Origin of the sequence: Methylobacterium sp. NEAU K, from assembly GCF_030700285.1 — a bacterium.
Lineage (GTDB): Bacteria > Pseudomonadota > Alphaproteobacteria > Rhizobiales > Beijerinckiaceae > Methylobacterium.
Map to the genome: position 1 here is coordinate 43,946 of NZ_JAUYZJ010000030.1, position 21,501 is coordinate 65,446.

Annotated in this window: 23 protein-coding genes and 1 tRNA gene; 13 read left to right on the top strand and 11 right to left on the bottom strand. The window is 70.8% G+C overall.

Annotation, left to right across the window (positions count from 1 at the left end; translation table 11 throughout):
- Window positions 1-32: 32 nt before the first annotated feature.
- From Q8W67_RS20715 to Q8W67_RS20725, 3 genes are all read right to left on the bottom strand, one after another.
- Complete coding sequence (locus Q8W67_RS20715; RefSeq protein ID WP_305549501.1) at window positions 33-1,220, bottom strand: FAD-binding protein; 1,188 nt, start codon at window positions 1,218-1,220, stop codon at window positions 33-35.
- Window positions 1,221-1,349: 129 nt separating this feature from the next.
- Entirely contained in the window at window positions 1,350-2,792 is a 1,443-nt protein-coding gene (locus Q8W67_RS20720; RefSeq protein WP_305549504.1) for a lipopolysaccharide biosynthesis protein, read from the bottom strand.
- A gap of 109 nt (window positions 2,793-2,901) precedes the next feature.
- On the bottom strand, window positions 2,902-3,408 hold the full coding sequence (locus tag Q8W67_RS20725) for a GNAT family N-acetyltransferase (protein ID WP_370693920.1): 507 nt from the start codon (window positions 3,406-3,408) through the stop codon (window positions 2,902-2,904).
- A gap of 718 nt (window positions 3,409-4,126) precedes the next feature.
- Here Q8W67_RS20725 and Q8W67_RS20730 point away from each other — a divergent pair.
- The gene (locus tag Q8W67_RS20730) at window positions 4,127-5,293 is read left to right on the top strand and encodes a type III PLP-dependent enzyme (RefSeq protein ID WP_305549507.1); all 1,167 of its coding nucleotides are present in this window, start codon (window positions 4,127-4,129) and stop codon (window positions 5,291-5,293) included.
- Between the two features lie 124 nt (window positions 5,294-5,417).
- The gene (locus Q8W67_RS20735; protein ID WP_305549510.1) at window positions 5,418-5,969 is read left to right on the top strand and encodes a GNAT family N-acetyltransferase; all 552 of its coding nucleotides are present in this window, start codon (window positions 5,418-5,420) and stop codon (window positions 5,967-5,969) included.
- 52 nt (window positions 5,970-6,021) lie between these two features.
- On the opposite strand, the gene Q8W67_RS20740 is transcribed toward Q8W67_RS20735, so the two are convergent.
- Window positions 6,022-6,594 carry a PAS domain-containing protein gene (locus tag Q8W67_RS20740; RefSeq protein WP_305549512.1) on the bottom strand — a complete coding sequence of 191 codons (573 nt, stop codon included), beginning with the start codon at window positions 6,592-6,594 and terminating at the stop codon, window positions 6,022-6,024.
- Between the two features lie 312 nt (window positions 6,595-6,906).
- Here Q8W67_RS20740 and dgcN point away from each other — a divergent pair, with 312 nt between their 5' ends.
- Window positions 6,907-7,920 (top strand): N-acetyltransferase DgcN, encoded by a 1,014-nt coding sequence (gene dgcN, locus Q8W67_RS20745; RefSeq protein ID WP_305549514.1) that lies wholly within the window; start codon window positions 6,907-6,909, stop codon window positions 7,918-7,920.
- A gap of 1 nt (window position 7,921) precedes the next feature.
- Complete coding sequence (gene dgcA / locus Q8W67_RS20750) at window positions 7,922-8,905, top strand: N-acetyl-D-Glu racemase DgcA (protein WP_305549516.1); 984 nt, start codon at window positions 7,922-7,924, stop codon at window positions 8,903-8,905.
- 161 nt (window positions 8,906-9,066) lie between these two features.
- On the opposite strand, the gene Q8W67_RS20755 is transcribed toward dgcA, so the two are convergent.
- From Q8W67_RS20755 to Q8W67_RS20765, 3 genes are all read right to left on the bottom strand, one after another.
- Window positions 9,067-9,405 (bottom strand): DUF1491 family protein, encoded by a 339-nt coding sequence (locus Q8W67_RS20755; RefSeq protein WP_305549518.1) that lies wholly within the window; start codon window positions 9,403-9,405, stop codon window positions 9,067-9,069.
- A gap of 573 nt (window positions 9,406-9,978) precedes the next feature.
- On the bottom strand, window positions 9,979-10,680 hold the full coding sequence (locus Q8W67_RS20760; protein WP_305549520.1) for a peptidoglycan-binding protein: 702 nt from the start codon (window positions 10,678-10,680) through the stop codon (window positions 9,979-9,981).
- Between the two features lie 27 nt (window positions 10,681-10,707).
- Window positions 10,708-12,606: a cell wall metabolism sensor histidine kinase WalK gene (locus Q8W67_RS20765; RefSeq protein ID WP_305549522.1), complete on the bottom strand. Its 1,899-nt coding sequence runs from the start codon at window positions 12,604-12,606 to the stop codon at window positions 10,708-10,710.
- Window positions 12,607-12,869: 263 nt separating this feature from the next.
- Here Q8W67_RS20765 and Q8W67_RS20770 point away from each other — a divergent pair, with 263 nt between their 5' ends.
- Window positions 12,870-13,187, top strand: coding sequence for a hypothetical protein (locus tag Q8W67_RS20770; protein WP_305549524.1), 318 nt, complete (start codon window positions 12,870-12,872; stop codon window positions 13,185-13,187).
- 16 nt (window positions 13,188-13,203) lie between these two features.
- Here Q8W67_RS20770 and Q8W67_RS20775 read toward each other — a convergent pair whose 3' ends face one another.
- The 3 genes from Q8W67_RS20775 to Q8W67_RS20785 all read right to left on the bottom strand — a co-directional run bounded on the left by Q8W67_RS20775 (window position 13,204) and on the right by Q8W67_RS20785 (window position 15,377).
- On the bottom strand, window positions 13,204-14,334 hold the full coding sequence (locus Q8W67_RS20775; protein ID WP_305549526.1) for a DUF2336 domain-containing protein: 1,131 nt from the start codon (window positions 14,332-14,334) through the stop codon (window positions 13,204-13,206).
- A 153-nt stretch (window positions 14,335-14,487) separates the two neighbouring features.
- Entirely contained in the window at window positions 14,488-14,844 is a 357-nt protein-coding gene (locus Q8W67_RS20780) for a hypothetical protein (protein WP_305549528.1), read from the bottom strand.
- 71 nt (window positions 14,845-14,915) lie between these two features.
- A complete protein-coding gene (locus tag Q8W67_RS20785; protein ID WP_305549529.1) occupies window positions 14,916-15,377 on the bottom strand; it encodes a GNAT family N-acetyltransferase in 462 nt (153 codons plus the stop codon).
- A 675-nt stretch (window positions 15,378-16,052) separates the two neighbouring features.
- On the opposite strand from Q8W67_RS20785, the gene Q8W67_RS20790 reads away from it, so the two are divergent.
- Window positions 16,053-16,250: a hypothetical protein gene (locus Q8W67_RS20790; RefSeq protein ID WP_305549531.1), complete on the top strand. Its 198-nt coding sequence runs from the start codon at window positions 16,053-16,055 to the stop codon at window positions 16,248-16,250.
- 141 nt (window positions 16,251-16,391) lie between these two features.
- On the opposite strand, the gene Q8W67_RS20795 is transcribed toward Q8W67_RS20790, so the two are convergent.
- Window positions 16,392-16,901, bottom strand: coding sequence for a MucR family transcriptional regulator (locus tag Q8W67_RS20795; protein WP_305549533.1), 510 nt, complete (start codon window positions 16,899-16,901; stop codon window positions 16,392-16,394).
- Window positions 16,902-17,274: 373 nt separating this feature from the next.
- Between Q8W67_RS20795 and Q8W67_RS20800 the strand changes: the two genes are divergently transcribed.
- From Q8W67_RS20800 to Q8W67_RS20825, 7 genes are all read left to right on the top strand, one after another.
- Complete coding sequence (locus tag Q8W67_RS20800; protein ID WP_305549535.1) at window positions 17,275-17,688, top strand: PaaI family thioesterase; 414 nt, start codon at window positions 17,275-17,277, stop codon at window positions 17,686-17,688.
- An 83-nt stretch (window positions 17,689-17,771) separates the two neighbouring features.
- Window positions 17,772-18,704 carry an oxygen-dependent coproporphyrinogen oxidase gene (gene hemF, locus Q8W67_RS20805; RefSeq protein ID WP_370693919.1) on the top strand — a complete coding sequence of 311 codons (933 nt, stop codon included), beginning with the start codon at window positions 17,772-17,774 and terminating at the stop codon, window positions 18,702-18,704.
- On the top strand, window positions 18,701-19,819 hold the full coding sequence (locus Q8W67_RS20810; protein WP_305549537.1) for an ATP-dependent RecD-like DNA helicase: 1,119 nt from the start codon (window positions 18,701-18,703) through the stop codon (window positions 19,817-19,819). The genes hemF and Q8W67_RS20810 overlap by 4 nt, the downstream gene beginning before the upstream one ends.
- Before the next feature lie 79 nt (window positions 19,820-19,898).
- A tRNA-Ser gene (locus Q8W67_RS20815) sits at window positions 19,899-19,988 on the top strand.
- Window positions 19,989-20,069: 81 nt separating this feature from the next.
- Window positions 20,070-20,291: a DUF6538 domain-containing protein gene (locus Q8W67_RS26900; RefSeq protein ID WP_370693921.1), complete on the top strand. Its 222-nt coding sequence runs from the start codon at window positions 20,070-20,072 to the stop codon at window positions 20,289-20,291.
- A 169-nt stretch (window positions 20,292-20,460) separates the two neighbouring features.
- The gene (locus Q8W67_RS20820; protein WP_305549539.1) at window positions 20,461-20,910 is read left to right on the top strand and encodes a hypothetical protein; all 450 of its coding nucleotides are present in this window, start codon (window positions 20,461-20,463) and stop codon (window positions 20,908-20,910) included.
- Between the two features lie 371 nt (window positions 20,911-21,281).
- Window positions 21,282-21,501, top strand: a 220-nt coding sequence (locus tag Q8W67_RS20825) for a transposase (protein WP_305549541.1), incomplete at its 3' end; no start/stop codon positions are given.

The following is a 21,501-nucleotide window of genomic DNA, read 5'->3' on the forward strand; positions in this document are numbered from 1 at the left end:
GCTCTCCTCTCCACGCGGGGAGGGACCCGAACTCAAACCCCCGCGTACATCCGGCCCGGGTTCAGCACCCCGGCTGGATCGTGCGCCGCCTTGATCCCGGCGGTGATCCGCATCAGCGGTTCCGCCAGGGGCTGAAACACCGGCACCGCGGCCCGGACGGCATCGGGGGCCCGCACCAGCGTCGCGTGGCCGCCGTGACCCCGCACTGCGGCGCGCACAATAGCGGTGCCGGCATCGCCGGCCGACCCGGTGGCGAGCCAGATCAGGCCGCCGCCCCAATCGTAGAACCAGCGGGCGTCGCGCTGGGCCGCGATCGCCGCCACCAGAGCCGGGCCATGGGTGGGCGCCGTCGAGATCCGCCACAGGGCGGCCTCCCGGGGTTCCGCGAGCGTGGCAGCGTCGCGCACCGAGCGCCACAGGGCGGCGCCGGCCTCGCCCTCCAGGATCTCGGGGGCGCCGTAGCGCTTGAGCAGGCGGCGCAGCTCGCCGGTCCGGTAGTCGACCGATTCCGAAAACCCTTCGAGCCGCATCAGCGTCCGCGCCTCGGGGGCGCCGATCCCGGCCGGCAGGTGCGCCGCGCCGGTGAGCTCGAAGGGCGAGCCCAGTGCCGCCGCCAGGGCCGCGACCGCGCGGGCATCGTCGAGGCCGACAAACACCAGGGTGGCGACGCGCTCGCAGGCTGGCAGCACCTTGAAGGTGACCTCGGTGAGCAGCCCGAGGGTGCCGTGGGCGCCGGCCATGAGCTTCACGAGGTCGAGCCCGGTGACGTTCTTCATCACCCGGCCGCCCGACTTGATCGCCTCGCCGCGCCCGTTGACGAATCGCACGCCGATCAGACTGTCGCGGGCCGCCCCGGCATTGATCCGGCGGGGCCCCGCATTGTTGATCGCCGCCACCGCCCCGAGGGTCGGCGCACCGGTGGTGCCGTAGAGGCCGCGCAGGTCGATCGGCTCGAAAGGCAGCATCTGGTTGCGCGAGGCGAGCAGCGCCTCGACCTCGGCGAGCGGCGTGCCCGCCCGGGCCGCCACCACCATCTCGGCGGGCTCGTACAGCGTGATGCCGGACAGGCCCTTCGCCGACAGCGTCGCAGTGTCCTGCGCGGGCCGGCCGAGGCCCGCCGCCGTGCCGCCGCCGGCGAGTCGCAGGCGCTCGCCGCGCCCGGCGGCCGCCCGCACGATGTCCTCGGCCTCCGCCTCGCTGCCGGGCTCGTAGCCGCCCATCGTCTCCGCCCCGGTTCTTTTTGGATCCATTCCAGGACGGGTGTCGCCGGAACGGGCGGAGGATTCAAGCGGAGGTGGCGTCGCGGGCTTGCAGGAGCGCGCAAGATGAAAACGTAGCCCTTGATCCGCCTACTCCGCGACCATCGTCCGCGCTGGGCGCAGGCGCGCCAGGACCTGCCGGCGCAGGCCGGCGATGTCGAAGATCCAGACCAGCGCCCCGTACAGGGCCATCCCGGCTGGAACCAGGACCGCCAGTGCGGCGGCGGGCGGCAACTGCCGGAACGGCGCGAGCGCGAGGCCCATCGCCGCGCAGGCGAGCGCCGCAGCGCCGATCTGGCCCCAGGGCAGCACGATCCGCTGCGGACCCGTGAGCGCACGCCAGCCGAGCCAGAGCCCTGCTGCGGCGAGCCCCAGGGTCTGGGCCAGCGCGACGCCCATCCCGCCCATCCGGTCGGGCAGCAACAGGAGGCCGGCGCCGTTGACTGCGAGCCCGACCAGGGCGGCGGCGATCACCGGGAACGTCCGGCGGCGGATCTGGAAGACCGGGTTGAGGGCGTAGAACATCATGGCGAGGCAGAACAGGCCAGGCATCAGCGCGACGCTGTAGCTCTCGAACGGGCCGCGATAGGCATCGGGCACCACCAGCCCCTGGAGGGCCGGCAGCACCGCCCAGAACCCGACCGCGCAGGGCGCCAGCAGCGCGAACACGGTGCCGGCATTCTCGGCCACCTGGGCCTCGGCGGCCGCGCGGCCGTGCAGCTCCTCGGCCTGGACGGCGAACTGGAACAGCAGCAGGTCGAGCGCGGTGCCGAGCGTCATCAGCGATCGCGAGGTGACGTCGGCCGCGAGCGCGAAGTACCCGGCCTCCGCGAAACCCGCATGGCCGGCGATGGCGCCCCGGTTCACGAAGGCCAGGCACTGGTAGGCGGTGTTGGCCGCGATGAGCGGCAGACCGTAGCGGGCGAAGACCCGCCAGGTCTCGGTCAGGCGCGGCCGCTCGAACGGGGTCCGGGGATCGCGCAGCGGGTGCCGCAGCAGGAACACCGCGGCGAACTGGCTCAGGCCCGCCGCCGCCAACACCCAGGCCGGCTGCGGCAGCCACCATGCAGCCGCAGCCATCATGGCGAAGGACAGGAGGTTCTTCACCGCGACGAGCCCGAGATAGAGTCTTCCGTCGAACCGGGCCCGGGCCAAAGCCGCGTGGTAGTCGAACACCCCGATGCCCAGGGCCGCGAGGCCCGTGCCGCACAAGACCGCCTCGCGCCCGGCTGCGCCGCCGGCGAAGCCGAAGGCCCCGCACAGGGCGGCGGCACACAGCAACAGCAGGCCGATACGCAGGTAGGCCCGGTCGAGCCCGTGCCGGATCCAGGGCTCGTCGACGCGCACGCGCCCGGAGTAGAACCGCGTCGCCGAGAGCCGCAGCCACTCGAAAAGGACCGTGTTCAGCACGATCGCCCCGGTGGTCGCCAGCGCGAACCGGCCGAAATCCGCCGGCCCGAGCAGCTTAGCGATCAGCAGGCCGAGGACGAAGTTGAGCCCCGCATTGAGGACGAAGGCGGCGATCACTGCCATGGACGGCGTCTCATGCGCGGCGGTCTCTCCGGGGCGGCCTCAGCGATGTAGCGTGTGACCCGTAAAACTCCCCTAACTGGGCGGGAGCGGGGCGAGGGGCGAAGGCCCCCTACAACCCTCGCTCGTAGCGCCAAGCTTCCATTCCGTCTTCATAATAGGCGGGCCGTACGGCGAAGCGGGTGTAGCCCCGGCGTTCGTAAAGGCGGATGCCGGCACCGTTATCGGCCCGGACCTCGAGGCGCAGGCGGTCGCAGCCGTGGGCGCGGGCCCGGGCCTCCGCGGCGTCGAGGAGCCTGCCGCCGATCCCCAGGCCGCCGCGGTTGGGCGCCACCGCGATCGAGGCGAGGCGGGCGATCCGGCTGCCGCGGCGGCGCTCCAGCACCGCCGCGCCGACGAGCACCGGCCCCAGATCCCCGTTCGGCGCCTCGAGCAGTGCCGCCAGCACATCCATGCTGGGGGAGCGGATCGCGTGGCGGATCGCCCGGCGCTCGGCGCGGTCGGTCGCGAAGGCGGCGTGCTCCAGGGCGATCAGGGCGTCGAGATCGTCGTGGCAGGCCGTGCGGATCACCGGCTCCGGGAGCCCTTCGCCGCGCGGGTCGCGCAGGGGCGCGCTCACGCCCGGGCCGTCGCGCTGGATCTGTTCGGCCCGGCCATCGTTCACCCGCCTGAGAACATCGCTCCGCCGGTCAGATGCCCGCTTCCGCCCCGCTTGGGAAGCCCGGGCGCGGCCGCCGCCGCGCCCGGGATGCGGCGTTTTTGCAACGATGTCGGCGAGGTGTGGATTTAGGGCGGAAATACGGGTCGACCGGCGTCACATCCACTTGTCGGGACGGGGCGATCTCCGTATATGCGCCGTGCCCAATTTCGCACGTGCCTGTGGCCGCGTGCCGGTTGGTGGGCATCCGGTCAACTGCCGGACAGCCGCCAGGGGTCTTAAAGGATCGATGGTCGCAAGGGTGGATCCCTACGGCCGGCATCCAGGTGGCAACACCGGACCCCGACAACAACCGGCAGCCGGAGGCGAAACCGGCGAACCCCGCTCTCCACGGGGGACGCAGCTTAAAGCAACGACGAACGGGCTTTTTTGGTCTCGTCGGCCCTCCACAGGCCGGCACCGAAGAGGCTTGTTTCTCTTTGCCCGGCGTGCGGTGGGGGTCCTCCCTTCCAATCCACGGCAGCTTCCGGGTGCTCTGCGCCCGCTCGGTGACACGCGTCTCCAAAGCGCGTGGGTCCGCGCGACGCATCGCCCCCTGACGCCGGCGGCCTGTCCAGGCCGTCACCTTCGACAGCGCGCCCCGCGTAGGGCGCTCGCGAACCCGTGCCGGGAGCAGACTATGACCGATCGCATCCGTGACTTCCTGCGCGTGCGCCGCGACCTCGGTCAGGACGAGGGGCCCGTAATGGTCCTCGACCTCGATGTCGTGCGCGAGAACTACACCGCCTTCGCGCGTGCCCTGCCGGATACCCGCGTGTTCTACGCCGTGAAGGCCAACCCGGCCCCCGAGGTGCTGCGGCTGCTCGCCGAGATGGGATCGTGCTTCGACACCGCCTCGGTGGCCGAGATGGAGATGGCGCTGGCCGCCGGCGCCACCGCCGACCGGATCTCATTCGGCAACACCATCAAGAAGGAGCGCTGCATCGGCCGCGCCCTGAAGCTCGGCATCCGACTTTTCGCGGTGGATTGCCAAGCCGAGGTCGAGAAGATCGCCCGGGCCGCCGAAGCCGTGGCGGTGGCGGCCTCCGAGGTGCGGGTGTTCTGCCGCATCCTGTGCGATGGCGCCGGCGCCGACTGGCCGCTGTCGCGCAAGTTCGGCTGCGTGCCCGAGATGGCCGCGGACGTGCTGGAGCATGCCCACCGGCAGGGTCTCGAGGCCTACGGCATCTCGTTCCATGTCGGGTCGCAGCAGGGCAACACCGAGGCCTGGGACGGGGCGCTGGCCTCCGCGGCGGGGATCTTCCGAGAGTGTGCCGAGCGGGGCATCGGCCTGTCGATGGTCAACCTCGGCGGGGGCTTCCCGACCCAGTACCTCAAGGCGGTGCCGGGCGTGGAGAGCTACGGCGAGGCGATCTTCCGCGGCCTGACCAAGCATTTCGGCAACCGGATCCCGGAGACGATCATCGAGCCGGGCCGCGGCATGGTCGGCAATGCCGGCCTGATCGAAGCGGAGGTCGTGCTGGTGTCGAAGAAGTCCGCGGCCGAGGACGAGGTGCGCTGGGTCTATCTCGACATCGGCAAGTTCGGCGGCCTCGCAGAGACGATGGACGAGTCGATCCGCTACCCGATCCGCACCGCGCGGGACGGGGACCGGACCGAGCCCTGCGTCATCGCCGGGCCGACCTGCGACTCGGTTGACGTGCTCTACGAGCGGCAGCTCTACCCGCTGCCGGTCTCGCTCTCGATCGGCGACAAGGTCCTGATCGAGGGCACGGGTGCCTACACCACGACCTATGCGGCGGTGGCCTTCAACGGTTTCCCGCCCCTCCAGCAGATCGTCATCTGATCGACCGTACGGCCCGGGCCGCCGCCCGAGCTTGGTCAGACACCGCCCCCGGCGGGTGGCCACGGGCCGCCCGCCGAGAAGACCTGTCGCTTCTCCCGCTCGCCGGCCCGGGGAGGGCACACCCATGATCGAGATCCGCGCGGAGCATATCCACGACGTTGGGGCGCGCGAGCGCCTGCTCGACGCCTGCTTTCCCGGCAATCGCCGCGCCAAGACCTCGGAGCGCCTGCGCGAGGGGCGGCTGCCTGCCCGCGGCCTCGCCTTCGCGGCCACCCGGGCGGGGCGCCTCGTCGGCACCCTGCGCCTGTGGCATGTCGAGGCCGGCCTCGCCCGGCCCGCCCTGCTGCTCGGGCCGCTTGCGGTCGATCCGGCGATCCAGGGTCAGGGGCTCGGTTCGGTGATGATGCAGGCCGCTCTCGGCCGCGCGGAATCCCTCGGCCATGGCGCGGTGCTGCTGGTGGGTGACGCGCCCTACTATACCCGCTTCGGGTTCGACCGTGCCCTGGCGGACGGCCTGACCCTGCCGGGGCCGTTCGAGCGCGCGCGCTTCCTCGGACTGGAGCTGCGCCCGGGAGCGCTCGCGGGCGTCGAGGGGATGGTCCGGGCGACCGGCCGCGCCGCGCCGGTCGAGGCCGTGAACGCCGAGGCGGGGGTCGCGCGACGACGCGCCGCCTGACCTCCCGCGACGGGACGGGTCCCGGTGAGCGCCGCGGGGCAGGGCTGCGGCCTCAGTGGACCGACTCGCCGTCTTCGCCCTTCGGTTCGGTGGGCACGACGGCCATCTTCTGCGCGATGGCCTGGCCGATCCGGAACAGGGCTTCCCGCAGGGGTGCCAGCGCCGCCTTGCCGCCATCCAGCTCGATCAGGCTGTGTGCGATCAACAGGTGATCGGCCACGAGGTCGAGGGTCGAGGCGGGAGTCGTCGAGGAGCGCGGCGGCGGCGGCACGAAGCGCCCGACGCTGCCCTGCGCCTGCGGCGTCTCGGCGGCGTCGGGCGCGATCTCGGTGATCGACCCGAGGAAGCCCAGGAAGGTGTGGTCGGGCGGCCCGTAGGAGGGCACCGCTCCGGCCGCCGCCCAGATGGGCGCGCCTCCCTCGCGGGACAGGCGGAGCCGGACCATGAACTCCGCTTGGGCCTGAGCCGCCTCCTTGATGACGGCCCTCAGGACCGCGCCGTCCTCGGCGTGGAGGCGCTCGAACCACCCCTTCCCGACGGCCTCCAGGCGATCCTGCCCCGTGAGGCCGCGCCATTCGGGGCTCACATAGGTCAAGGCCCCCGAGGCGTCGGTCATGAAAATCATCGGATGACCTCCGGAAGCGGAAGGCTGATCGATCCACGCAGTCCGCGGATCGCGAGCACGGGGTGCCCCGCCAATCGTGCTCGGCGTGGGCCTGTTCCGGACGTCGCGGGCCGGACGCGCGATTCCGGCGTACAAACGGGACGCGGACGCCCCGATCGTTCGCCCGTGGAGGCTCGAGACCGCATCCCGGGCATGCCGGAGATGCGCCGGAGGCGGCGAAGTTCACTCTCCTGGCCGGCATCGTGCATTGCGCCGGGCGGTCGCGATCCCGCATAGACGGGCTGCCGGCCTCCGGAGAAGGTTGCTCGACCGATGCAGATCGCCACGCCCTACCTGATGTTCCTGGGCGACGTGCCCGACACGCTGGCGGCCAAGACCGCCTACGGCATCAAGGACTGGCGCCCGGACTGGTGCATCGGCCAGATACGGCTGCCCGGCTGTGCCGCCGATCTCGGCATTCCCGACATGACCCTGGCCGAGGCCTTGGCCAAGGGCTGCCGGACCCTGGTGATCGGCGTCGTCAACGCCGGCGGCGTGCTGCCGGACCATTGGGTCAAGGAGATCGTGGCGGCGATCGAGGCCGGACTCGACGTGGCGAGCGGCCTGCACGTCAAGCTCGGCGCGGTCCCGGCCATCGCGGAGGCCGCGGCGCGGCGCGGCCGAAAGCTCCACGACGTGCGCCACACCGACGAACGCTTCCCTACCGGCAAGGGCACCAAGCGCACGGGCCGGCGCCTGCTCACCGTGGGCACCGACTGCTCGGTGGGCAAGAAGTACACCGTACTGGCGCTGGAGCGCGGGATGCGTGAGCGCGGCCTCGACGCGGATTTCTGCGCCACCGGCCAGACCGGCGTGTTCATCTCGGGCCGGGGCGTCGCCATCGACGCCGTGGTGGCCGACTTCATATCCGGTGCCGTCGAGGCGATCTCGCCCGACGCCGCCCCGAACCATTGGGACCTGATCGAGGGGCAGGGCTCGCTGTTCCACCCGTCCTTCGCGGGTGTCAGCCTCGGGCTCCTGCACGGCGCGCAGGCCGATGCCTTCGTGGTCTGCCACGAGCCCACCCGCACCACCATGCGCGGCGTGAAGCATCCGCTTCCGACCATCCGGCAGGTGATCGACCTCACCGTACAACTCGGAAGCCTGACCAACCCCGAGATCAAGCCGGTGGGCATCGCGGTGAACACGCAGGCGCTCGGCGAGGCCGAGGCGCTGGCGCTCCTCGACAGTCTCGCCGCCGAGCACGGCCTGCCTGCCACCGACCCGGTGCGCTTCGGCGTCGCCGGCTTGGTGGATCGGATCGTCGCCGACTTCCCGGGAGCCTGACATGGGCCGCCGCCTGAGTCTTTCGGTCGAACGCTTCCCCATCGCGGGCGCCTTCACGATCTCCCGCGGCAGCCGCACCGAGATCGCCGTGGTGGTGGCGACCATCGCGGATGAGACCGGGGTCGGGCGCGGCGAGTGCGTGCCTTATCCGCGCTACGGCGAGAGCGTCGAGAGCGTCGTCGCGCTGATCGAGGCGCAGGCCGGGGCGATCGGCGCCGGGATCGGCCGGGACGAATTGACGGAGCGGATGCCGGCGGGTGCGGCGCGCAATGCCCTCGATTGCGCCCTGTTCGACCTGGAAGCGAAGCTCCAGGGGCGCCGTGCCTGGGAGATCGCCGGGCTGTCGGCGCCGATGCCGGCGGTGACCGCCTACACGCTCAGCCTCGGCACCCCTACGAGCATGGGCGAGGCCGCCCGCACGGCGGCCCATCGCCCGCTCCTCAAGGTCAAGCTCGGCGGGGAAGGGGACCCGGAGCGGATCGCCGCCGTGCGGGCCGGCGCGCCGGACTCCCGGCTGATCGTCGACGCCAACGAGGCGTGGCGGCCGGAGACCGTCGAGGCCAACCTTGAAGCCTGCCTGAAGGCCGGCGTCGCGCTGATCGAGCAGCCGCTGCCCGCCGATGCCGACGCGCTGCTGGCCGAGATCGCCCATCCGGTCCCGGTCTGCGCCGACGAGAGCCTGCACGATCGCGCCGGCCTCGACGCCCTCGCCGGGCGCTACGATGCGATCAACATCAAGCTCGACAAGACCGGCGGCCTGACCGAGGCGGTGCTGCTCGCCCGCGAGGCCCGGGCCCGGGGCCTCTCCGTGATGGTCGGCTGCATGCTGGGCACCTCGCTCGGCATGGCGCCCGCGACGCTGCTCGCCGCCCAGGCCGACTTCGTCGACCTCGACGGGCCGCTGCTGCTCGCCCGCGACCGCGACCCGCCGCTGCATTACGATGGCAGCATCGTCCACCCGCCCGAGCCGGAGCTGTGGGGGTAGGGGGTGAGACGGATCGCGCGGGGACGGGATGATCGCTCTCGACCCAAGGCAATCCGTCAAGCCAACATGCCTGACGAATTCAGGTCTGAGAATTGTTTCTGGAGCAGGATTCGATCTCGCGAACGATAAAACATCAATAATTCAATCAAACGAGTAATATATTACTCCGCCAGATCCAGGAAATGCCGGCCCTGCCGGTCGTCGACCTCGACGATCCAGAGGTCGGAATCGAACCGGATCTCCTTTGTCAGGCGCTCTTCCGCGTCGAGCGGGGTGCCGCCCGTGACCAGGGCGGTGAAGCGGCGGCCACCGGTTTCCTCGGCCTCGAACAGAGCCTGGGGGGCGGGCCCGTAGAGGTCGGCGGTGCCGTCGAGGCGGTCGACCTTCACGAAGATCGCCCCGGCCTCCGGGGACCCGCGCCGCCGAAGGACCGCCGGGATGCCCTCGACACCGAGGCGGCGCAGGTGGGCCGAGACCCAGAAGTCTGAGCGCAGGCGCATGCGTGTCGAGCCTCCCGGAAGCGCATCCGAGATGCGCGAATCCGCCTGCCGTGGCAACTGGAACCACGCTCAAACAGACCGGATCGCGGATGCGCACGGGCTCCGGTCCGGTGGCAGTCATTGGGTATCTTCTCGATCCGCTGGCGAGCGCCAGTCGGAGGCGCTCATGGATCTATCGGGGGACGCGAGCCGATAGTCCTGCCCGAGAGGCCAGGCGACCCGGCGCGATCCCTGCAAGATCGTGATCCGCCGGCTGGGGGGAATCAGACCCGGTATACGACTGGATCGATAGGCCATGCGAAGTCTTGTCAGGGTAATGGCGGCCGACGAGGCAAGTCGATCTGCCGCTTCGTCCGCACCCAGTAATGGAAGGCTTGCTTGTGTTGCATTCCGGTAGCTAGGCCGCCGCTCTGCCTATGACGGCTGTCACGATGAGCTCAGCCGGGGGGGCGAGGTCCAGACGGTGGCCGCCGCCCCGAGCAGCCTTGTGAGCGGACCGATGCGTGGCTGCCAGGCCTTTTCGTCGAGCGGGGGTTTTGACGCCGGACGGCAGGACGCGTTTGCGAGATCTGCTCAGCCCTGGCCGGCGCGGGAGACCAGCGCGCGCAAGGTCCGGCCGGCGGCCTCGCCGGTCACCGGCAGTTTGGCACTGCGCTCGAACTTCTCGATCGCCGCCCGCGTGCCGGGACCCATCGCGCCGTCTGGCTTGACCGAATAGCCGAGCTTCGACAGGGCCCTTTGCGCCTGCAGGACCGGATCCGCATCCTTCTCGGGCTTCGCCGCCTTGGAGGCATCCTTGGAGGCGTCCTTGGGAGCCGGCTTCCCTGCGGCCCGCGGCGTCACCGAGGCGGTGGTCTCATCGGAGCGGATCAGCTCGCCGATCGGGTCCCGGGCGGCCTGCCTCGCCGGAGCGGGTGCCCGATCGGGATCGGGCCGCACCGGCTCCTTCGCGACATCCCGAATCGCCTCCTTCGGCGTCAGCCCCGCCTCGCGCTGGGGTGGCACCTTCTGGGCGGCGACCTTCGGCAGGATCGGCGCCGGATGACGCCCGGATTGATGGCCCAGCGCGTTGACGCAGATGAAGCCGGCCGCGCCCACAGCCAGGACGCTGCCGAGCACCGTTCCCGGGCTGTTGCGACACGAGGCACCCGTCGCCTTCAGCGCACCCATGAGTACGGCGCGCCAGTCGCCCTGGACGGCGGCGGCGCGCCGGGGCGCGGGACGGCGGGCGCGACTCGCCTCGTTCGGGACGGTGATCTCGCGGTAGCCTGACATCGTGTCTCCTTGTCGCGGATCGATGGCTCAGCCGGCGCGCCGCATGTCCGGCTCGGAGGCGGCACGCGGTGCGGCCGAGGCGGCGCTCGGCTCCGCGTCGAACAGGCCGAGCGGCAGGCGCACCACCGCCCGGCGCGGTGGGGCCGCACCGCGCACGGCCGTGCGGAGCGGGGCTGGGCCGGAGGCGGCGTCCGGCTTCCGGCAGACGCGGGGCAGCGTCACCGTCACGGCGGTGCCGGCATTCGGCGAACTCTCGATCAGCATCGTGCCCCCGTGCAGGCCGACGAGGCCCTGCACCACCGAGAGGCCGAGGCCGGTCCCCTCGTGCGCGCGCTTGTAGCCGCCGCTCCCGGCCTGGAAGAACGGGGTGCCGAGCTTGGGCAGATCACCCTCGGCAATCCCGACGCCGGTATCGGCCACGATGATGTCCAGCCCGTCCGGGCCGCGGCGCAGGGACAGGTCGACCCGACCGCCCCGCGGTGTGAACTTCACGGCGTTCGAGACGAGATTGATCAGCACCTGCCGGCACGCGGTCGGGTCGGCGGTGATCTCAACCGGGCCCGACAGGGAGGCCACCAAGGTGACGCCGGCCGCATCGGCCTTCAGGTGCATCAGGTCGCAGCAGGCCTGGACCAGGGCGGCGGCGTCGAAAGTCTCAGGCGCGTAATCGAAATTGCCGCTCTGGATCCGGCTCATGTCGAGGAGCGTATTCACGACGCCGAGGAGGTGATGGCCGGACGCGCCGATGATCCCGGCATATTCCCGTGCCTGGTCCGGGCCGAGGCTGATCGCGCCTTCGCCCGCGAGCACTTCGGAGAAGCCGATGATCGCGTTGAGGGGCGTGCGCAGCTCGTGCGTGACGTTGGCCAGGAACCGACCCTTGATGGCATCGGCCCGTTCGGCTTCGGCGCGGGCGCGCTCCAGCTCCTCCGCGTGGCGGTGGTGCTCGGTCATGTCGCGGGTCACCGCCACGACCGTCTTGGCCGCATCGTGCGGGCCGTGCTCGATCCGGTGGGCGCGCATCTCGGCATGGATCAGCCGCGCGCCGTCGGGCCGGCCGGCGGCCGGCTCGACATGCAGGCGCAGGGGAAGGGTTGCGGGGCGGCCGCTGGCTGCGACGTCGCTCACCGCCTTGAGAAAGGCCGGCCTGTCGGCGACGTGGACCCGCTCCAGGAGCCCGTGGCCGCGCAGCTGCGCCGCGTCGCTGCCGACGAGACGGATCGCCGAGACCGAGGCCTCCAGAACGCGCCCGTTGCGGTCGTGCCAGGTCACGAGGTCGTCGATCGCCGACAGCAGCAGCCGGTCGCGGGCTTCGTTATCGCGCAGCCGCTCGCGCCACGTGCCCTCGTTGCGCATGTGTTCCAGGGCCTGGGCGGCGACGTGGCCGATCGCCGTGATCGCGAAGACCGGCAGGGCGAGGCTGGCGGAGATGTCCACGATCGGCAGGGCGCCCGACCAGGAATCCAGGGAGACCACTGCCAGCACGCCGACCACCGCCAGGAAGGCGGCGGCGGCCGTGGCGCGCACCGAGCCGGAGACCAGCGCTTCCAGGGGGATCGCCACCAGCCAGACCGCCGCCGGGGAGGAGGCTCCGCCCGTGAGGCCCGCGAGGCAGACCACGAGGCCGGTCAGGCCCGCCGACGAGAGCGCGTGGGCGAGCCAGAGCGATCCGGTGCGTGCCAGCAGGACCGCGGCCAGGACCGGAAGGAGCAGGCTCGCGATCGCCAGCACCTCGATGCCCGACGGAACCCCGCGCCAGAGCAGGTAGGGCGGCAGCGCCGCCATCATCACCACGCCGGTGGCCAGCCGCGAGACGAGGAAGCGCTCGTGCCGGAACCGAACGCTCGCATCGTCGACCACGGATTCGTGGACGAGACCCGCCAGACGTTCGTCGAGGAGAGAAGTCAGGGCTTTTTTAATGGGCAAGGCTCACACGCGCCGCGCTGAATGCGTCTCGGCATTCCACGCGCCTCCGGCTCGACTTCAAAACGACTTCTGGACGGTCGCAGAGGCGGCTTAAACGAGTGTTGCGGGACTTGTCCGAATGCTCGGGATGCTTTCCGCAAGGTAACCGCCCGGCTTTGAATAAACTTCGTTCACCATCGCGCGCGAAAGCCCGGATCGGTTGAGGTTGAGTTCACGAGATCTGGCGGATTTTCGCGCTCGACACCCGCGAAGGAACCCGTCCGATGACCCTTCTGCTGCGCGCCGCGCTGGTCATCGGCGCACTCTCGTACTGCGCGCTGCTGCGCGACGGCGCGGATCCCTCCGCCGAGGCGCGCAGGCTCACGGGTTCGGCGGTGACGGGTGCTCAGGCGACGTTGCCGTCCGCCCTCGAGGCGATCCCGGCCGCGGGCCGCGACCGTGCGGTGCGCGCCGTGCTGGCCCGGGGCCTGATGGCGGAGCTGAGCCGCCGGGCGGCGGCGGACGGACCCGAGCCGGCCTCGCACGACACGCTGGAAGCGAGCGACCGGCAGCCCGCCTGGCGGGGAGCGGAGCCGCACTGAGCGGCGCCGCGATCCGTCAGCCCGTTTCTCCGCCCGCTGCCCGGCGTCCGCGCATCGGCATGGACGGGCGTTGCGCGCCGATGCGCTCGGCACCCTGGCGCAGCTTGGCCTCCGGGCCGTGCACGGGCTGATGCGCCTCGCCCCGTCCCCGCTCGGAGAGGGGCCTGTCGAGGATCGCCGCGATCAGGTCCCGGGAAGCCGCCCGGCTCACGGTGCGGAACAGCCGCACGAGGTCGGCCACCCGTTCGGCGGAGCGCGCGACGCCCTGGTTGAGCGTGAGGAAGATGTAGACGGCCTCCTCCTCGTGGAGGCCGGCAGCGCGCAGCCCGAGGGTCAGCAGGTCGTAGCGCCCCCCGGGATCGGCGACCACGGTGAGGAAATCGTGCGCGAGGCCGAGACCGTCGGCCAGGGCCGCGACGAAGGCCGGGACGTCGTGGGCGGCCGAGAGGCCGGTCAGGGTCTCGCCGAGCCCGCGCGGCGGCGGCGGGCAGGGGCGCAGGGCCGCGGTCGCCTCGACGGTCCGCCCAATCACTTGGCGGCGCATCGGGTCGGCATGCAGGTACAGGGGGACGAGGTCAGCGGCCGAGACGTCGGGCCGGACCATGAGCAGGCGCGCGAGTTCGGGCGCGCTGCGGGCGCGGCCCACGAGACGGGCGAGCGCCGCCCCGCGCAGCGTGATGCCGAGATTGTCGGCCAGCGCCAGGTCGATCTCCGAGCGGCCTTCGCGGGATAGTTCGTCCACCGCCTCGCGGCTCAGCCCGACCCGGGCGGCGATGCGGGCGGCGATGTCGGACCCGTCCGCGAGCGCGGCCTCGATCAGGCGATGGCTCAGGACGGGGGCCAGTTCCACCACCGTGTCGCGCACAGTGCCGCCCCGGACGGCGAGCGCTTCCAGAACCGACGGGGGCGTTTCTGGGAAGGCGGCGAGCTTGCCGGCGACCACCCGGGCGGTCTCGTCGTCCACCGTGGGGATCAGGCCACAGGCCAAGGACTCGAAGATCTCGACCTCGGCCCGGTCCCGGCCCGGCGCGCGGACGAACAGGTCGGTCTGCACCCGGAGGATCACCGGCTTGAGATCGAGATTCTCGATCCGTGAGAGTTCGAGGAGCCCGGACAGGTCCGGCGGAGTGTCGACGGATGGGGGCATGGACGATCGGTTTACGCAGGACTGCAGTAAGCTCACGCTAACCGCATCGGCGTGAATCGACCTTTAAGCCGCCCCCATCGGGACCGTGCCGTCCTGCATCATCGCGACCTCAGTCCCCTTCTGAGAACCCGCCCAGTGCCGCTGAGGCCGGCCTCAATGCGTCAGCCAGAGCGCCAGGACGAGCACCCCCGCCACCGCGATGATGACGCCGACGAAGGCGGGCAGGACCCGGGGCGCACGCTGGTGCACGGAGCCGGCCGCAGCCTTGTCCGAGGGCGCACGCTCGGTCAGACGCGCGAGCCTGACCCGTTGCGGCGTCGGGGGCGTCCCTCCGGCCTCGTCGCAGGTGCCGAGCGGGGCGGCCCCGATATCCATGTGGGGCGCCTTGTCGGCGGTCCGTCCGCTGTCGATGTCGCCCTTGAGCTGAGCCGAGGTCGGGGTATCGGAATCAGGCGGCGGGTCGATCTGCAGGTTTCCGGGCGGGGGAGGGGTCTCGGATCGAAGCGTCATCGGCGGAACTCCAGTCTCCCCCGGTCAACGCCCAATAGCGGTCGCCGGCTGCGCCCACGGTGTCGCGGCGCTCACGTCTCCCCGGATCCCCGCTTCAGCAACGGGCGTTCCTGGATGTGTCCTTCGTCCGTGAAGCCGGCGGCGGCGCAGAAGGCGCGCAGGTCGTCCTGGCCGGGGCCGACGGTGAGGAGCAGGCGGTCGCAGCCGGCCTGCCGCGCCGCCCGGGCGGCCGCCTTCAGCAGCACCCGGCCGATGCCCCTGCGCCGGGAATCAGTCGCGACGACGAGGGTCGTGATCAGGCCCACAGGCCGGGCCGCCTCGAGGGTGCGGACGGATCCGAGCGCGATGAGGCCGCTCGGCGGTCCCCATTCCACAGCGACGAGCGCCGTGCCGCCCTCGCGCTGCAGGGCATCGAGCCGGGCGGCGAGGTCCGCCGCACCGACCGTGACGCCCGCCTCGCCCAGCAGACCCGCGAGCCCCGAGGCATCGGGTCCCGCCGCCGCGCGGATCTCCAGCCCGTAGCGATTGCCCAACACGTGCTCCCGGTCTGTGTGCCCCGGCGTGCAACGCGGGCGCCCGCGAGCGGGTCGCCGCCCGGTCGATCGGTCCTGGAACTGGCTGCTCTCTCGAGGACACCGCAGCATATCCGCGTTCTTCAGTTTTGAGCGAGCGCAGGTCTTCGAAGCAGAACCGCGGGACCTTTTCGCGAACCCGCTCAGACTCGGCGCATGACGCCGTCGGCCTTCGCGGGCACGCAGGCGGGGGGTGAAATCCCGCCCGCTGTCGGCCACCACGTGCCGGACAGGACCCTGCAGAACCGGTCGGTGATGTGAGGGGGCGGCGCGCTCATGGAGCCCGGCCATCAGAGGACACGATTACAGTGGAAGCCAGTGCCGTTGATGTCTCCGGTGAGCATGCATCGGTCGGACCTGCGCTCGGGATAGCCTTTCGGCGTTCACGGGAGCTTGTTGGGCGACAGGATGAAGGTCTGATCCGGGCTGGCTTGCGCGTCTGCCATCGTGCGTTCTGCCCCTCAAGACCGGCGGCTCGCGCTCTCCGCTCTCGTGTCACCGGCGTCCTTTCGTTCCGTAAAGGTCTGAACGCCCGCTGCTTTCCGGTCGGGACGGCCTGTCACGGAGCGGGCGCGGAACGAGCGGGGGCTGGACGCTTTTTCCCGGCAGCCGAGACGTCAATGGAGAGAGCGCAACATGGCGAGCCGAGTGCCGGATCGAGCCACGGACGGGCAGGGTGCCGACGCGCCGGCCGACGGTGGGCGGCCCGCTTCCGTCGATCGGCGGTCCGAGCAGGGGTCCGAGAAGACGGAAGCTGAGAAGACCGAGGTCGGGAAGGCCGAGACAGAGATCGCTGCCGGGGACGTGGCCGACGATCTCGCCGATTTCGCCTGATCGGCGCGGCGGCCGACCGGACGGCGAAACCTCCGTCCCGGCCGGGGCCTGCAACGCATAAGTTACGGGGGCGGCACGCTGCAGGCGTGCCGCCCAGGATCCGTCATCCGGATCGAGCCCCCCGAACCGGGGCGCCTGGGATCAGGCCGTTTCCTTGGCCTTGCGAGGGCGGCTCGCCCGCTTCGGCTTCTCGGCCGGCTCCTCGACGGGCTCCGGCGCCGGAGCCGCGGCTGCGGACTTGCGGCGCTGCTGGCCGAGGCCGAGGCTGCGAGCGAGTTCCGAGCGCTGCGCCGAGTAGCTGGCGGCCGTCGACGGATAGTCCCGCGGCAGGCCGAAGCGCTCGCGATACTGCTCGATCGTCAGGCCGTTGCGCGAGAGGTGGCGCTTCAGCGTCTTGTACGGCTTGCCGTCGATGAACGAGATCAGCGCGTCGGGTGTCACCGACTTGCGGATCTGGGCCGGCGTCGGCTTGTCGGCGGTCTCGGTGACGGCGGCCGCCGGGGCTGAGAGCTTCGTCAGCGCCGCGTGGACGCCGGCGAGGAGCGCGGGCAGCTCACTGATCGGAACGGAATTGTTCGAGACATACGCGGACACGATGTCCGACGCCTGCTCGATAAAGGTCTGCTGCTGTTCTGTGGCGATGTCGTCCATCGATGATTCCCTCTATCCGACGGTGGGAGCACGGTTCTATCGTCTGTGCAGCAAAATCAAGTCGTCGTCGAGGATTTCCTTACACAACGCACACCCCATGAACACGCATATTACTCAAGCCGGCGGTGCAGCTGAAATCGTCCCCCGAGCAAACCGGCGGCGTGGAGGCGCAGTTGGACCGCATCCCGGGCACCAGGGCCTCGCGCGTTACGCCTCCGGCAGGGCCCAATCCGGCCGCTTCGTCTAAGGAAATCGCTGGCCGGTCTCGCGAGCGACCAGAAACACGGCGTTCCCGTCGGATTCCAGCCGCGTGGGATTGTGCGCCGGCCTGCGCCATAACGATTCCGTCAGGGACAGATCCGAGGATGAAGGCGTGGACCAACCATCGAAGCAGGGCACCGTCTTCGGAGCCCACATCCCGTTCGTGAACCACTGCGGGATCGAGGCGCTGGACGTGCACGAGGGCCGCACCCGGCTGCGCCTCGCCCTGCAGCCGGAGCACGCCAACAACCTCGGCATCGCGCATGGCGGCGTGATCTGCACCCTGCTCGATGTCGCCCTCGGCACCGCCGCCCGCCTCAAGGCCGGGCGACCTGTGGTGACCCTCGACATGCAGACCCGGTTCCTCGTCCCCGGCAGCGGAGTCCTGACTGCGGAGGGCCGGGTCACCCGGGCCGGTCGCTCGGTGATCTTCTGCGAGGCCGAGATCCGCGACACGCGGGGTGAACTGGTGGCGAGCGCAACCGGCCTGCTCAAGCCCGTGAGCGACCGGCCGACGCCGTCTTGAGGTGACGGGCGCCGCCGGCCTGTCGAAACCGAATTGACGTCCGCGAATTGACGCCCACTCTGCTCGGTGGGAAAGCCTATCGCATGACGATGCCGGACGACGCCCGCGCTGCCCTGATGGCCCCCTTGTCCGAGGCCGACGTGGCCTCCATGAAATCCGAGGCCGCGGCGTGGTTCGCGACCCTGCGGGACCGCATCCTGGCGGCCTTCGAAGCTTTGGAGGCCGAGGCCGAGGGGCCGTTCCACCCGGATGCCCCGAAGCAGCCCGGGACCTTCGAGAGGACGCCGTGGAACCGCACCGACCATACCGGTCAGCCCGGCGGCGGTGGCGTCATGGCGATGCTGAAGGGCCGGGTGTTCGAGAAGGCCGGTGTGCACATCTCGACCGTCCACGGCGAGTTCGCCCCCGAGTTCCGCGCGCAGATGCCCGGGGCCGCCGAGGACCCGCGCTTCTTCGCCACGGGCATCTCGCTGATCGCCCATCCCTGGAACCCGCACGCGCCGACGGTGCACATGAACACCCGCTTCGTCGTGACCACGAAGGCGTGGTTCGGCGGCGGCGCCGATCTCACCCCGGTACTGGAGCGGCGGCGCAACCAGGACGACCCGGACAGCCGCCACTTTCACGCCTGCCTGAAGCGCGCCTGCGAGGCCCACGGCATCGACCATGCTCGCTATAAGGCGTGGTGCGACGAATACTTCCATCTCAAGCACCGGGATGAGCCCCGCGGCATCGGCGGAATCTTCTACGACTACCACTGGAGCGGCGAGCCGCAGGCCGATCTCGCCTTCACCCGTGAGGTGGGGCAGGCGTTCCTGGAGGCGTATCCGCGGATCGTCCGCGACAATGTCGGGACGGTCTGGACCGAGGCGGACCGTGTCGAGCAGCAGGTCCGGCGCGGGCGCTACGTCGAGTTCAACCTGCTCTACGACCGGGGTACGATCTTCGGTCTGAAGACAGGCGGCAACGTCGCCTCGATCCTGTCTTCGCTGCCGCCCACCGTGCGCTGGCCGTGAGCGCGGGGCTGCCCGCCGCCTACGCGCCGCAGCAGGACGCAGCGCTGAAGGCCATCGCCGCCTGGCGTCGGGACGGCGGAAGCCAGGTGTTCCGGCTCTTCGGCTATGCGGGTACCGGCAAGACCACGCTCGCCCGCCGGATCGCCGAGGATGTCGACGGCACGGTGGTCTACGGGGCGTTCACCGGCAAGGCGGCTTCGGTGATGCGCCAGAAGGGCTGCTACGACGCCGCCACGATCCACTCGCTGATCTACCGCACCAAGGAGGCTGAGGAGGGCGGCCCGACCTTCACGCTGAACCGCTCCGGTCCGGCCGCCAAGGCGGACCTGATCATCATCGACGAATGCTCGATGGTCGATGCCGATCTCGGCAACGATCTCCTGTCCTTCGAGCGTCCGGTCCTGGTGCTGGGCGACCCGGCCCAGTTGCCGCCCGTTCGCGGCGGCGGCTTCTTCACCGAGGCCGAGCCCGACGTGATGCTCACCGAGGTCCACCGGCAGGCCAAGGACGACCCGATCGTCCGTATGGCGATGACCGTGCGCGAGGGCGGCCGGCTGGAACCCGGCACTTACGGGCAGAGCCGGGTTGTGTCCCGGCGTACCCTGGACCCGGCCGAGGTGCTCGAATGCGACCAGGTCCTGGTCGGCCTCAACAAGACCCGCCGCCTCTATAACGGCCGGCTCCGGGAGCTTGCCGGCCACACCGACCCGATGCCGGCGATCGGCGAGAAGCTGGTCTGCCTCCGGAATGACCGGGTGAAGGGCCTGCTCAACGGCTCGACCTGGACGGTCCAGGCGCTGCGCGCTCCGCCGCGCCCCGACCTTGTTCGCCTGGACGTGGTGCCCGAGGACGACCCGGCGCTGCGCCGCCGGCCCACCGACATCAAGGTGCTGCGCGCGATGATCACCGGGACGGACGAGGAGATCCCGCTGTTCCTGCGCCGCGAAACCGACGAGTTCACCTACGGCTACGCACTCACCGTTCACAAGGCGCAAGGCTCGCAATGGGACCGGGTGACCCTGTTCGACGAATCCTACGCCTTCCGCGAGCACCGTGCCCGCTGGCTGTATACCGGCCTGACCCGCGCCGCGCAGGCGATCACCATCGTGATGTGATCCAAACCGGGTGTGACGCTCGCTTGTGAAGCCCGATCGCGCGTGCTAGGCACCGCGCGGCATCTAGATGTCGCTTCGCGGAGAGGTGGCAGAGCGGTTGAATGCACCGCACTCGAAATGCGGCATGCCTGCAAGGGCATCGGGGGTTCGAATCCCTCCCTCTCCGCCATTCTTTCCCAAAGCCCTTGATTCAGAAGAAGTTCAAGCATCTCAGATGCTCGCGGCCGTCGCGGTGGTACACACCATGCCGATGCCGTTCGCACGCCCGTGGCGCCATCCGAAGGCCGGAATGTACTGGTTCCGGCGCCGGGTGCCAAAGGAACTGCAGCCGCTTCTCGGAAGGTGCGAGGAGCGCAGGACGCTCGGAACGAAGGAGCCGGCTCTCGCCAGGACGCGGTACCTTCAAGCCGCCGCGGAGGTCGACGAGCTGTGGGACCGTCCTGAGACGCGCCCTCGCGGCCCTGTACGGTGATCCGCAAGGAACGGGATCGATCGTCGGCATCGCCAAGCCGGTCGATCCCTCCTTCCGAAAATGGCCGGGGCGACCAATTGCCATGCCGGCCTCCCGGAGGGTGGAGGATGTCGCCTTTCCTTCGACGTGCGTCGCCGGGCCGATTCCGGAACCGGCTCCGTGGCGTACCGTGTTCGCGGGCTACGCTTCGGAGGCGAAGCTGGCGCCGGCGACGGTCAAGCGCTGGACGGGCGTTCTGACCGCGTTGGAGGACGCCGTCGGAACGGACGACCTCGTCCGCATCACGCGCGAGGCTTTGATCGCGTGGAAGTCCGAGCTGCTCGCGTCCGGGCGTGATCCGCGCACGGTCCGGGATGCCTACGTCGCGGCGGTCAACGCAGTGATGAACTGGGCGGTCGCGAACGCGCGGCTCCCAGCCAATCCGGCGGCGGGAGTGGTCGTGGCGGTGCCCGACAAACCGAAGACGCGCGATCGCGAGTTCACCGATGCGGAGGCCGCCACGATCCTGCGGGGGGGGCGCTGGGGCCGCACGATCCACGACTTTCGCGCCGGCATGCCGACGCCCGCCGATGGGTGCCTTGGCTCTGCGCCTACGGTGGTGCACGCGTCAACGAGATGACATAGCTCCGCGGCTGCGACATCCGCCAAGATGACCACGTGTGAGTCATCCGGATCACACCGGAGGCGGGGCGGGTCAAGACGGGCCGCTGGCGCGACGTTCCCCTCCATCCGCACCTGATCGGGCAAGGCTTTCTCGAATTCGTCAGGGCATCCGGATCAGGGCCGCTTTTCTACGATCCGGCCCGGGGAGGTGGTACGGCCGCACATCCGGTCGTGTCCCTGCTGGTGGTTTAGCTCGCCGGTAGCGAGGAAGCCCGCCTGGGCGCTCTCCCCCGCGCTGTAGCGGGCGGGCTTCCTCGCGGGGTGGTCATCGGCGGTTGCCGGGTAGGGTCGGGTTGCGACAGCCAGCCCCGAACCGAGCGCCCCCCGATGACCGACGAGATGATGGCCCTGCGCGAGCTGATCGGCTTTGCGGCCGAGCGGCTGATGGAGCTGGAGGTGGGCGGCCTGACCGGCGCGGCGCACGGCGAGAAGAGCGCCGAGCGGCTGGTCCAGCGCAACGGCTACCCTGACCGGGACTGGCAGACGCGGGCGGGTACGGTCGCGCTGCGCATGCCGAAGCTGCGCAAGGGCTCGTACTTCCCTGTCT